The sequence below is a fragment of the Pseudomonas syringae pv. coryli str. NCPPB 4273 genome, from assembly GCF_000972175.1.
GTDB classification, from domain to species: Bacteria; Pseudomonadota; Gammaproteobacteria; order Pseudomonadales; family Pseudomonadaceae; genus Aquipseudomonas; species Aquipseudomonas syringae.
Map to the genome: position 1 here is coordinate 1 of NZ_AWQP01000026.1, position 13,014 is coordinate 13,014.

A 13,014-nucleotide genomic window follows, 5' to 3' on the forward strand; every position below is an offset into this window, starting at 1 on the left:
GGGCTAGCCGCACCGCGCCATGGATGGCGCGTTGCGGCGACCCCCGGATCAGTGACAGGGCGAAGGAACCCGACGAAGTCGGGCCGGAAACGGAGCTGCGGGTTTTGCCTACTTTGGCCCCATCAAAGTAGGTCGCCGAGGGGCGAAAAGGTGACCTGAGTCGAACCTCGATCCACCTGACAACGAAAAACCGCCGTGTGACGCAGAGCGTCACGAACTGCATTCCCACGCGGAGCATGGGAACGATAGTCAACCGTCCAACTTTTCGGGGTCAGTTCAGGACGCTCTGCGTCCTCTTTTTAAGCATCAAGCCCGCTGCGATTCAGCCTCTTCATGCGCATGGCGCAGGCGTTCGCGGCTATTGGTCAGGTGCAGGCGCATCGCGGCGCGGGCCGCATCGGAATCCTGGCGGGCGATGGCGTCGAAGATTTCTTCGTGCTCGCGGCTCAGCCGATCCATGTAGTGCTGCTGGTCATCATGCGCCAGACGCGCCGAATTCAGCCGGGTACGCGGGATGATGCTGGTGCCCAGGTGGGTCATGATGTCGGTGAAGTAGCGATTGCCGGTCGACAAGGCAATCTGCAGATGGAACTGGAAGTCCGACGCCACGGCATCGGTGGCGTGTGCCGCGCTTTCATTGAGCGCGTCCAGCGCCGAACGCATGGCTGCCAGTTGTTCATCACTGCGCCGCTGGGCCGCCAGGCCCGCCGACTCGACTTCAAGGCTGATGCGCAGTTCGAGAATCGCCAGCACATCACGCAGGGTGACGATGGTCGCCGGGTCAATCCGGAAGCCACTGGGGCTCGGCGTGTCGAGCACGAAGGTGCCGATGCCATGACGGGTCTCGACCAGACCGGAGGCCTGCAGACGCGAAATCGCCTCACGCACGACCGTCCTGCTGACGCCCTGCTCTTCCATGATTGCGGATTCGGTGGGCAGTTTGTCGCCGCGCTTGAGCTGACCGCTGCGAATACGCTCGGACAGCTCTGTCACCAGCTCCTGCGCGAGGCTGCGGTGTTTTCTGCGGGCGCGGGGCAGAGCGCTTTGATTTTCCATCCAACATCGATCTCTGGACTGCTAAACATGGGCTAATCATAGCTCAGCGGTTGTATGATCACACCCTCAAAAGCGCCGTGTCCCCTATAGCATCAACCTCAAAACGTTGCTGATCACGCTTGCTCGATCAATTTGCCGCCCTCGACACGCACATGCCGGCCATGGAAGCTTTTCAGGCTGCTGCGGTGCCCGACACTGATCAGCGTCAGGCCCGGCAGCCCATCGATGACTGCCTGATGCATGGCCGCTTCGTCATCTTCGTCCATGGCCGAGGTGGCCTCATCCACATACAGCCAGCTCGGCGCGACCAGTAACGCGCGCGCAAACGCCACCCGCTGCTGCTCGCCCGGCGAGAGGAAACGCTGCCAGTGATTGCTTTCGTCCAGACGCGGTATCAGATGCTCCAGACGGCACTGCTCCAGTACCTCGGCAAAGCGCAGGGCCGGGTAATGTTCGGCGGGTTGTGGATAACTCATCGCCTCACGCAATGTGCCGATGGGCAGGTAAGGCCGTTGCGGCAGGAACAGCGCCGTGCCGGTGGGCAAGCGAATCTGTCCCGAACCCTCGGGCCAGAGACCGCCCAGCGCCCTCAATAACGAGCTTTTGCCACTGCCAGAACGACCGCTGAGCATCACCCGCTCTCCCGCGCCGACCTGCAGACTGGCGTCGCTCAGCAATTGACGACCGCCAGCAAGGCTCAAGCCCAGATTGCGCAGGTCCAGCGTGTCGTTGGCGTGAATTCTTTCGATGGCCGGCTGCCGATCTTCGTTGTCAGTCATGGCCTGGCGGAAGCTGAGCAGACGGTCGCTGGTAGCGCGCCATGACGCCAGCGTGCCATAGGCGCTGATGAACCAGCTGAAGTTCTCCTGCACGTTGCCGAAGGCCGAGTTGATCTGCATCAGATCGCCCAGCTCGATCTTGCCGGCGAAATACCGTGGCGCGGCCACGATGAACGGAAAGATCAGCGCAATCTGCGAATAGCCCGAGGTGAAAAACGTCAGCCGCTTCTGAACCTTCATCGAGGCCCGGAAGTTATTCCAGATCATCATGAAGCGCGCGCTCAGGCGCTGGTTTTCATTGCGTTCACCCTCGGACAAGGCAATGCTTTCGGCGTTTTCGCGCACCCGCACCAGCGCGAAACGCAGGTCTGCCTCGAATCGCTCCTGCTGGTTGTTCAACGGGATCAGCCGCTTGCCGATCCAGTGCGTCAGCAGGCTGCCCACCAGCGCATAAAGCATGGCTGCCCAGAACATGTAGCCGGGAATGGTCACGCCGAACAGCTCGATACTGCCCGACACGCCCCAGAGAATCACCGAAAACGACACCAGACTGACCACCGAGCTCATCAGCCCCAGCCCCAGGCTGAGCGTGCTGGTGGTGAACTCGTTAAGGTCTTCGGACAGACGCTGGTCAGGGTTATCGGTGTAACCGCCCTGCTCCAGCTGGTAGTAATTCTTGTCGGCGAGCCAGCGCGCGAAGTGTTGCTCCGTCAGCCAGCGACGCCAGCGGATGGTCAGCAACTGGGTCAGGTACAAGCGATAGACCGCAGCCAGAATGGCGATCGCGGCGATGCCGCTGAAGTACAGGATCAGGTGGGTGAACGCAGCCAGATCCTTGTTCTGCAGAGCGTTGTAAAAGTCTCGGTACCAACTGTTGAAGAACACCGAGACCTGCACGCTGAACAGCGACAGCGCGATCACCGAGACCAGCAGCAGCCAGGCAGTGGTTTTTTCCTCACTGCGCCAGTACGGCGTTATCAGCTTCCAGACCCGGGGTAGAAAGGCTCCTTGCACAGTATCGTTGACGGCAGAATATTCAGCATTGCGATTCATGTGGTTCAGGCTCGCTCTCTTTGAACGTACGATGCCTGAGCACAATGAAGCAAAAAAACGCCTACGCGATCACTATGAAAAAACCTTCATCAACGCCGCACGGGGCGCTTCTGCAACTTGCGCTGCAAGGTCCGGCGGTGCATGCCCAGCGCCCGCGCAGTCGCTGAAATATTGCCCTCGTGCTCGGTCAGTACGCGCTGGATATGCTCCCACTGCAAGCGATCCACCGACATCGGATTCTCGGGGACCAGCGTGTCGAGGTTGGCGTGCTCGGACAGCAGGGCCGCGAGTACGTCATCCGCGTCAGCCGGTTTGCACAGGTAGTTGCACGCGCCGCGCTTGATCGCTTCGACCGCCGTGGCAATGCTCGAATAACCGGTGAGAATCACCACGCGCATGTCCGGGTCCATTTCCAGCAGCTTGGGCAGCAGCACCAGACCGGAATCGCCGTCCATCTTCAGGTCCAGCGCGGCGTATTCGGGGATGTCCTGTTGCGCCAGGGCCAACCCTTCTTCAGCCGAGCCGGCGGTGCTCACGCGAAAACCACGACGGCTCATGGCCCTCGCCATCACACGGGTGAACGTCGCGTCGTCATCGACCAGCAACAGATGCGGCAGCTCTTCGCCTTCGACCTGGATGTCATCGTCACTCATGCTTCTTCTCCTCGCGTATCTCGGGGCAGGCGCAGCTCGGTGAGCGTACCGCCTTCTTCATGACTGTAGAGCTTCACCGAGCCACCCGCACGGGTGACGCTGGCCTTGCTCAGGAACAGACCCAGGCCGAAACCTTTGCCCTTGGTAGTAAAGAACGGTTTGCCGATCTGTTCGGCAATCGCCAGCGGCACACCCGCGCCATGGTCGCGAATGCTGATGCAGATTTCCGCACTGTCCCAGTCCAGATTGACTTCAAGGCCATCGGGGCAGGCATCGGCAGCGTTGTTGAGCAGGTTGAGCAGCGCCTGGGTCAGGTCCGGCGGCGGCGCCAGCATCGGCGCTTCGCCCTTGCCCAATTGATAGAAACGGTAACTCACTTCCGGGCGCATCAGATGCCAGCGGTTGAGGGACTCGTCCAGCCAGCGGGTGGCAGCCTGATATTCGACGGCCATGCGCCGATTGGCTTCGGCGGCGCGCACCAGTTGCTGCAGGGTCTGCTTGCACTGCTTGACCTGCTCCTGCAGCACGGACAGGTCATCCTGCAAGGCCGGGTCGCTGTGGTCCTGGCGCATTTCCTTGAGCAGCACGCTCATGGTTGCCAGCGGCGTTCCCAATTCATGGGCCGCCCCTGCGGCCTGGGTCGCGACGGCGAGCAACTGCTGATCACGCAGGCCTTCTTCGCGACGCTCGGCACGCAGTTGCTCCTGGCGACGCAGCTCTTCGGCCATCTTCGCAGCAAAAAAGGTAATCACCGCAGCGGCCAGCGCAAAACTCAGCCACATGCCGTAGATCTGCATGTTTTCCCGGGCGATGGAGTCGGTTTCCAGCGGATAGGAACGCACCATCAGCAAGGTGTACATACTCAGCGCAAAGCCGGACAGAATCAGCGAATAACGCCATGGCAGCGTGGCGGCGGCAATGGTCAGCGGCACCAGATAATAGGAAACGAACGGGTTGGCCGAGCCGCCCGAGTAATACAGCAGCGCGCTGTGAATCAGCAGGTCCAGCGCCAGTTGCAGCGCATATTCAAGCTCGGTGAGCGGCAGCGAGGTGCGCAGACGAATGACCGTCAGCCCGCAGAGCACCAGCGAGCAGCCCAGAGTGATCGACAGTTGCAGCCAGGGCAACGGCAGAAAGTCGAACAGCCAGGCCATACCGACCGAGCCGGCCTGCGCGGCCAGCACCAGAATACGGATGAATGTCAGGCGCCACAGGTTTTGCCGTGTGGCTGAAAGCATTTGAACGGGGGCGAGCATGAGCTCTCCTGATGAGTGCTCCAGGCGGATCGCAGCGAGTATAACCAAGCGGGAGGCAAAACTGAAAAAGTGCGTCAACGCACCGCACGCCAGAGTACTCGGTCATCGCAGGAACCGGACCAAAGCGCTACAGTCAGAACACTTTGCGCCGCCCGACCACCGTCGGAGGCCGTTTGATAACAAGGAGCTCTCATGTTCAACCTTCGCCCTGCCGCCACCCTCGTCGCGCTGGCTGCTGCTTTGTCCAGCCTGCCCGCCATGGCTGAAGAAGCCCGTTACAACCAGATTTCATTGCGCGCCGAGGTCAATCAGGAGGTGCAGCGCGACCTGATGCTCGTCACGCTGTACACCGAAGCGCAGGACAGCGATCCGGCCAAACTGGCTGCGCAGATCACCGAGACGCTGAACAAGGCGCTGGGGCAGGCGCGCCAGGTCAAGGACGTGAAGATTCGCCAGGGCAGCCGCAACAGCTACCCGGTCTACGACGATAAAGGCCAGAAGATCACCGGCTGGCGTGAACGCGCCGAACTGCGCCTGGAAAGCGCAGACTTTGCCGTGCTGTCCAAGCTGACCGGCGAGCTGCTGACCGACCTGAAAATGGGCGGCATGGACTTCTCGATTTCGCCATCAACGCGCAAGACCAGCGAAGACGCCCTGCTCAAGGACGCCGTGACGGCGTTCAAGGCTCGTGCGCAACTGGTCACCGAGGCGCTGGGCGGTACAGGCTACAAGCTGGTCAACCTGAACCTGAACACCTCGGGCTACCCGCAGCCGTATCTGCGCGCGCCGGTCATGATGATGGCCAAGTCCTCGCGTGAAGACGCAGCCCCGACGCCCGACGTCGAGGCTGGCACGAGCCAGGTCAGCGTCGCGGCGGATGGCGTGATCGAAGTCGCGATTCCTTGAATGACAGGGCGGTAGTGTCGACTACCGCCCTTTTCCACGCTCCCCTCCTCCTTTCTCCCCTTCTTCCTCGGCAATCTCCTACGTTTGTTGACGCGCTGCCTGATTGTCGGTGACCTCGCGGCTGGCGAAACTTGCCGTCTCACTTTCGAACACTATCGCCCTGGCTAAGCGACCCGGCCAACGCGCGCTTACCATCAAGGAATCAAGGATGAATCCCCCGCATAACGCCTCCCGCAACCCTGCTGCTGTCATTGATCAGAACATGGCTACCCACAGCGAGCCGCTTCCAACCCCCTTAGGATTCGAAGCCGGTGAAGGCGACAAACACAAACATACCCACGGTGCTATCGAGAGCGTTCTCGAGTCTGCCGGCTTCAGACCCGAGGAAATCCGCGCGATCTATTTCGGCAACTGGCTGCGCGACTATTCGCAATTGCTCGATCCGAAAATCGTCAGGGCGACAAGCATGCCGAAAAGCTTCCCGACCTGCTTTCCCGTGACGCACTGACGCGCATCGTGGACGTGCTGGCAGTCAAGGAATTCACCGATCTGATGAAGATAGACCGCTCGCGCTTCGTCGTGACCGCAGCGCGACTCGGCGTCTATCGCCCTGCCGAACACATCGACAACCCCAGAACCCTTGACCCCAAGCCGGCCAATCCAAAAGAGCGCGACGCCGACTTCGACGCCTGGGTGCTGCCTGACGATCCGCTATTGAAGGTCGACCCTGACACCTCGATGAAGCGCTACATTCAGCGCTCGGTGGAAGTGATGGCTGCGGGGCTGGAATCGGCGGTCAATGGCGGCCCAGGGTCTACCGACGGTCTGCGTGACATGGGCGCGGCGTTGCACATTCTCGAAGACTTCTTCGCCCACTCCAACTTCGCCGAACTCAGCCTGATCAAGCTCGGCCATGAGCGCATTCTGCCCTGGACGTCCGCAGCAGACTGCAAACACCGGCTGCCGCTGGTAACCGGTACGTTCGGCGGCAGCGATATCATCGCCAGCCTCGCCGAGCCGCTTGGCAGGATTCTGTTCTCGACAGACGAAAAGCCGTTCGAAGCGATCAAGGCTGGAGAACGTTACGAGCGCGACCAGATTATTCAGATCGTTCTGGGCGAGCACCCTGACCCGCGACTGCTCGCGGGTTACGAGGCCTTTCTCGAAGCGCGGGACCAATGGGCCAGCCAGCCTTACTCCGAACAGGTCGAACAGTTCTACGCTTTCATCGGTACGCCAGGGCGATTGCTTGGCAATGCATTCGGCGTCGTCATGCAAAGTCTGGCCATCTGGCTCGGCAACAGCGTCGACGACCTGCAAACCCTGCTCGATGAAGACCCCAATAGCAGCGGTTCGACCGATCCGTCACATTCGCAACTGGCCAAGGATCATGCGCAGCACCCGCTGCATGTGCTTGCCGCAACCCTCGCGCGAAAAGCCGTGCTGCAAGTAGGTCAGGCCGTGCTGGGCCAATGGCATGGCAAGGAAGGTGCCGAACATCCGGTCCAGGTAGCTACGCGGTTCTTCACTCACCCCATGGACTGCGACTGGCAGGACTCGATTGTCCGGGAATGGGCCGAGGCCAATCCCGAACAGGTCGAGCGGGCGACGCTCAAGAGTGAGCTGGACCAGTCCAGAATTCAATTGCAGCGCAGCGCGCAAAAGGACTTGCAGCGTTTCAGCCAGGACGGCAGCGATTTTCTGGACGTGTTTTTCGAAAGTGTTTCGCTGGCAGACCTTTGGGCGAGGATTACCGGCAAGTAAGCGTATTGTCCGACCCCGACCAAGTACGGCACTATCCGTTGTCTATCTGATTGTCGACTTTCAAGCACGGTTACTGCCGTACCACGCGAGGGATCCATGGGACACACACTTTTCAAACCGCTGCTGTTGACCACCGCGCTGCTGGCCTGCGCACCTTTGGCCCAAGCGGCAAGCACGCTGGTGTACTGCTCTGAAGCCAGCCCGGCCGGTTTCGACCCCAGCCAGTACACCAGCGGTACCGACTTCGATGCCTCGGCCGAAACCGTTTTCAACCGCCTGACTCAGTTCAAGCGTGGCGGTACGGAAGTGGAGCCAGGCCTGGCCACGCGCTGGGACGTTTCGCCGGATGGCCTGACCTACACCTTTCACCTGCGCGACGGCGTGAAATTCCATACCACGGATTATTTCACCCCGACTCGCACGTTCAACGCCGATGACGTGCTGTTCACGTTCAACCGCCTGCTCGATGCCAACCATCCATTCCGCAAGGCGTATCCGTCCGAGTCGCCCTATTTCACCGACATGGGCCTGAATACGACGATCAAGAGTGTCGAGAAAGTTGACCCGCTGACCGTCAAGTTCACCCTGAACAACATCGATGCGGCCTTCGTGCAGAACCTGGCCATGAGCTTCGCCTCCATCCAGTCTGCCGAGTACGCAGACAAACTGCTCAAGGAAGGCAAGGCCGAGGACTTGAACCAGAAGCCCATCGGCACTGGCCCGTTCGTCTTCAAGCGCTACCAGAAGGATTCGCAGATCCGTTACGTCGGCAATACCGAGTACTGGAAACCGGAGGATGTGAAGATCGACAACCTGATCTTCTCGATCAGCAGCGATGCCGCCGTGCGCCTGCAGAAGCTCAAGGCCAACGAATGCCAGGTCAGCGGCTATCCGCGTCCGCAGGACATCGAGGAGATGAAAAAGGACCCGAAAATCAAGGTTCTCAGTCAGCCGGGCTTCAACCTCGGCTTCCTGGCCTACAACGTCACGCATCCGCCGCTGGACCAGCTCAAGGTGCGTCAGGCGCTGGACATGGCCATCGACAAGCCGGCGATCATCAAGGCGGTTTATCAGAGCGCAGGCCAGTTGGCTGAAAATGCCCTGCCGCCGGGTCAATGGAGCTTCGATCCGACCATCAAGGACGCCCCGCACGACCTGACCAAAGCCAGACAACTGCTCAAGGAAGCAGGTGTGGCGCCGGGCACCAAAATCGATCTGTGGGCCATGACCGTCCAGCGCGCGTCGAACCCCAATGCACGCATGTCGGCACAGATGATCCAGTCCGACTGGGAGAAGATCGGTATCAAGGCCAACATCGTCAGTTATGAGTGGGGCGAATACATCAAGCGCGCCAAGGCCGGCGAGCATGACGCAATGATCTACGGCTGGACCGGTGACAACGGCGACCCCGACAACTGGCTCGGCGTGCTTTACAGCTGCGCGGCCGTCAAAGGCAGCAACTACGCCAAATGGTGCGACCCGGCTTACGACAAGCTGGTGCAGCAGGCCAAGCTGACCAGCAACCGCGATGAGCGCATCAAGCTCTACAAGCAGGCTCAGCACATTCTCAAGCAGCAGGTGCCGATCACCCCGATTGCCAACTCCAAGGTGTTTCAGCCAATGCGTCAGGGAGTGCAGGACTTCAAGATCAGTCCCTTCGGCCTGACACCCTTTTATGGTGTCAGCCTGGGAACAGTGAAGTAACAACACAGCGCCAACCGGGTGCATTTTTCTCACCCGGTTGCACCTCAATGGTGCGCGAAACAATCGAAAAAGCGTCGCGCAAACGATCAACTCTCAAGAAAGTTACACTTTCGCGACATTCCTGTACGATCGTGCCACTCTTTGTCGCTTCTTTCGCCTCACTGTCTTGCTTTGGGTATGGCCCCTGCATAAGTATCGGACGGATCGGCTCACGAGGTCGTTCCCTCTAATCAAAAATGACAACAACTGAGGCAACCATGCTCAAACACGCGGTCATTCCGTTTCTGGTCGGCGCCAGCTTGCTCGCCAGCGCACCTTTCGCTCACGCTGCATCGAATCTGGTGTTCTGTTCCGAAGGCAGCCCTGCCGGCTTCGATCCAGGTCAATACACCACAGGTACTGACTTCGACGCCTCGGCAGAGACCATCTTCAACCGCCTGAGCCAGTTTGAGCGCGGCGGCACCGCCGTAGTGCCGGGCCTGGCAACCAAATGGGACATCTCCGACGACGGCCTGACGTACACCTTCCACCTTCGCGAAGGCGTCAAGTTCCACACCACGCCGTACTTCAAGCCGACCCGTGAATTCAATGCCGATGACGTGCTGTTCACGTTCAATCGCATGATCGACAAGGACATGCCTTACCGCAAAGCGTATCCGACCGAATTCCCGTACTTCACCGATATGGCGATGGACACCAACATCACCAAAATCGAGAAGATCGACGACCACACCGTCAAGTTCATTCTGGGCAAGGTCGACGCCGCGTTCATCCAGAACATGGCGATGAGCTTCGCGTCCATACAGTCTGCAGAGTACGCCGCCAAGCTGCTCAAGGAAGGCAAGCCGGAGCTGATCAACCAGCAGCCGATCGGCACTGGCCCGTTCGTGTTCAAGAGCTATCAGAAAGATTCCAACATTCGCTACACCGGCAACAAGGACTACTGGAAGCCTGAGGACGTCAAGGTCGACAACCTGATCTTCGCCATCACCACCGACCCCTCGGTACGCATACAGAAGCTCAAGAAAAACGAATGCCAGATCACCGCTTACCCGCGTCCTGCCGACCTCGAACCGCTCAAGGCCGACAAAAACCTGAAGATGCCTGATCAGGCGGGCTTCAACCTGGGTTACATCGCCTACAACGTGATGCCTGAGATCAAGGGCGAAGACCATCCAAACCCGTTGGCTCAATTGAAAGTGCGTCAGGCACTGGACATGGCGGTCAACAAGCAGCAGATCATCGACTCGGTTTATCAGGGTGCAGGTCAATTGGCGGTCAACGCCATGCCGCCGACCCAGTGGTCCTATGACACCACCATCAAGGACGCCAAGTACGATCCCGAGAAGGCTCGCCAGCTGCTCAAGGAAGTCGGCATCAAGGAAGGCACCGAAATCACCCTGTGGGCGATGCCGGTTCAGCGTCCTTACAACCCCAACGCCAAACTGCTGGCCGAGATGCTCCAGTCCGACTGGAAGAAGATCGGTATCAACGCCAAGATCGTCAGCTATGAATGGGGCGAGTACATCAAGCGCGCCAAGAATGGCGAAAACGGCGCCATGCTGATTGGCTGGAGCGGTGACAATGGTGACCCGGACAACTGGCTCGGCACCCTGTTCGGCTGCGACGCCCTGAATGGCAACAACTTTGCCAAATGGTGCGACAAGCCGTTCGACACGCTGATCCATCAGGCCAAGGAAACGTCCGATCAGGCCAAGCGCACCGAGCTGTACAAACAGGCGCAACACCTCCTGAAAGACGCCGTGCCAATGACGCCTATTGCGCACTCGACGGTCTATCAACCCATGAGCTCCAAAGTACAGGACTTCAAGATCAGCCCGTTTGGCTTGAACTCCTTTTACGGTGTGAGCGTGAGCGCCAAGTAAAAGTGACAGCTTGCTGCGCCGCTCACCCGGCGCAGCAAACCGCTCTACTTGAATATAAGCCCCGAGCGATGGGTTGAAAACGTGCCGATAACGGCACTCTTCTACTATCACTAAGATATTTCCTACGAGCTTTGCAGCCTTCGAGCCTATATACCGCGGACCTCTGACGACTTACCGTCGAAGGGCAGCGGCAATGGCAGGAAGCCAGTCGCTTCGTGTCCAGGTGCACCGGGCATGTCGTGCGAAGTTGCGTGGGGCGACGCCTTTGGGCCAGTTAGACATTCGAGCCTCGGCTCATCCTTCGAGGATAGGGATCATCATGCGTAAAACTCTTGCGATGACGTCGTGCCTGGGACTGTTGGCACTGGCCCCGTTTGCCCAGGCGGCAAGCAATCTGGTGTTTTGCTCCGAAGCGAGCCCGGCCGGCTTCGACGGTGCGCAATACACCTCCTCCACCGATAACGATGCATCCGAGCCGATCTACAATCGACTCACCGAATTCAAGCAAGGCGATACCACCGTGGTTCCAGCACTGGCGACTTCCTGGGACATCTCGGAAGACGGTCTGGTCTACACGTTTCATCTGCGCGAGGGTGTGAAGTTCCACAGCAACAAGAACTTCAAGCCCAGCCGTAACTTCAACGCCGACGACGTGCTGTTCACCTTCAATCGCATGCTCAAGCCCGATCATCCGTTCCGGGTCGCTTACCCGACCGAGTTCCCCTACTTCACCAGTATGGGCCTGAACAAGAAGATCAAGTCCGTCGAGAAGACCGACCCGCTGACCGTCGTATTCACCCTCAATACCGTCGATGCGGCATTCATCCAGAACATCGCGATGAACTTCGCCGGCATTCTCTCCGCCGAGTACGCCGAACAGCTGATGGCCAAGGGTGACGTTCGCGACATCAACCAGCAGCCTATCGGCACAGGGCCGTTCGTGTTTCAGCGCTATCAGAAGGATTCGCAGATTCGCTACAAGGGCAACAAGGAGTTCTGGGACCCGAGCCGGGTAAAAATCGACCAGTTGATCTTCGCCATCGTGACCGACGCCTCTGCGCGCATGCAAAAGCTCAAGGCCAACGAATGCCAGGTCTCGGTCAACCCGCGTCCGGCGGACCTCGCCAGCCTCAAGGCAGACAAAAGCCTGCAGATCATCGAGAAGCCTGGCTTCAACCTCGGCTACATTTCCTACAACGTGCGCCACGAACCGTTGGGCAAGCTGGAAGTCCGTCAGGCGCTGGACATGGCCGTCAACAAGAAGGCGATCATCAACGCGGTTTACCAGGGCGCGGGGCAACTGGCAGTCAACGCCATGCCACCGACCCAGTGGTCCTACGACGACAGCATCAAGGACGCGCCCTACGACCCGGAAAAAGCCAAGACCCTGTTGCGTGCCGCAGGCGTCAAGGAAGGCACCGAATTGACCCTGTGGGCCATGCCGGTTCAGCGTCCTTACAACCCCAACGCCAAGCTGATGGCCGAAATGCTTCAGGCTGACTGGGCCAAGGGCGGCATCAAGGTCAAGATCGTCAGTTACGAATGGGGCGAATACCTCAAACGCACCAAAAATGGCGAGCACGATATCTCGCTGATCGGCTGGACCGGTGACAACGGTGACCCGGACAACTGGCTGGGCACGCTTTACAGCTGCGCGGCGATTGGCGGCAACAACTACTCGATGTGGTGCGACGAAAAATACGACCAACTGGTCAAGGCCGCCGTTGCGACCACTGACCGCGCGAAGCGTACCGACCTGTACCAACAGGCGCAGCGCTACCTCAAGGAGCAGGTGCCGATCACACCGATTGCCCACTCGACCGTCAATCAGCCATTGCGCGCCGAGGTCAGGGACTTCCACGTCAGCCCGTTCGGTCGCAACAACTTCTCAGGCGTCAGCATCGTCGATTGATCGAAAACCCCGCACGCCCTCGCCGTCTTGTGTCGCGGCGAGAGC

At 59.5% G+C, this 13,014-nt stretch carries 8 protein-coding genes and 1 pseudogene; 5 read left to right on the forward strand and 4 right to left on the reverse strand.

Translation table 11 applies throughout. From position 1 onward, the window contains the following. Positions 1-306: 306 nt before the first annotated feature. From P406_RS13330 to P406_RS13345, 4 genes are all read right to left on the reverse strand, one after another. Positions 307-1,056: a FadR/GntR family transcriptional regulator gene (locus P406_RS13330; protein ID WP_003313750.1), complete on the reverse strand. Its 750-nt coding sequence runs from the start codon at positions 1,054-1,056 to the stop codon at positions 307-309. Positions 1,057-1,169: 113 nt separating this feature from the next. Beyond that, on the reverse strand, positions 1,170-2,888 hold the full coding sequence (locus tag P406_RS13335) for an ABC transporter ATP-binding protein/permease (RefSeq protein WP_046236436.1): 1,719 nt from the start codon (positions 2,886-2,888) through the stop codon (positions 1,170-1,172). 89 nt (positions 2,889-2,977) lie between these two features. Then, positions 2,978-3,541, reverse strand: a complete 564-nt coding sequence (locus P406_RS13340; RefSeq protein ID WP_003395104.1) for a response regulator transcription factor — start codon at positions 3,539-3,541, stop codon at positions 2,978-2,980. After that, positions 3,538-4,797 carry an ATP-binding protein gene (locus P406_RS13345; protein WP_003419018.1) on the reverse strand — a complete coding sequence of 420 codons (1,260 nt, stop codon included), beginning with the start codon at positions 4,795-4,797 and terminating at the stop codon, positions 3,538-3,540. The genes P406_RS13340 and P406_RS13345 overlap by 4 nt, the downstream gene beginning before the upstream one ends. Before the next feature lie 192 nt (positions 4,798-4,989). On the opposite strand from P406_RS13345, the gene P406_RS13350 reads away from it, so the two are divergent. The 5 genes and pseudogenes from P406_RS13350 to P406_RS13370 all read left to right on the forward strand — a co-directional run bounded on the left by P406_RS13350 (position 4,990) and on the right by P406_RS13370 (position 12,969). Beyond that, positions 4,990-5,703 carry an SIMPL domain-containing protein gene (locus P406_RS13350; RefSeq protein ID WP_003419020.1) on the forward strand — a complete coding sequence of 238 codons (714 nt, stop codon included), beginning with the start codon at positions 4,990-4,992 and terminating at the stop codon, positions 5,701-5,703. A gap of 208 nt (positions 5,704-5,911) precedes the next feature. Beyond that, positions 5,912-7,467: pseudogene (locus tag P406_RS13355) on the forward strand (HET-C-related protein). A 96-nt stretch (positions 7,468-7,563) separates the two neighbouring features. Beyond that, positions 7,564-9,171 (forward strand): ABC transporter substrate-binding protein, encoded by a 1,608-nt coding sequence (locus tag P406_RS13360; RefSeq protein ID WP_003419024.1) that lies wholly within the window; start codon positions 7,564-7,566, stop codon positions 9,169-9,171. A 257-nt stretch (positions 9,172-9,428) separates the two neighbouring features. After that, complete coding sequence (locus tag P406_RS13365; RefSeq protein ID WP_046236437.1) at positions 9,429-11,057, forward strand: ABC transporter substrate-binding protein; 1,629 nt, start codon at positions 9,429-9,431, stop codon at positions 11,055-11,057. A 319-nt stretch (positions 11,058-11,376) separates the two neighbouring features. Continuing rightward, positions 11,377-12,969 carry an ABC transporter substrate-binding protein gene (locus tag P406_RS13370; RefSeq protein WP_046236438.1) on the forward strand — a complete coding sequence of 531 codons (1,593 nt, stop codon included), beginning with the start codon at positions 11,377-11,379 and terminating at the stop codon, positions 12,967-12,969. Positions 12,970-13,014 lie beyond the last annotated feature (45 nt).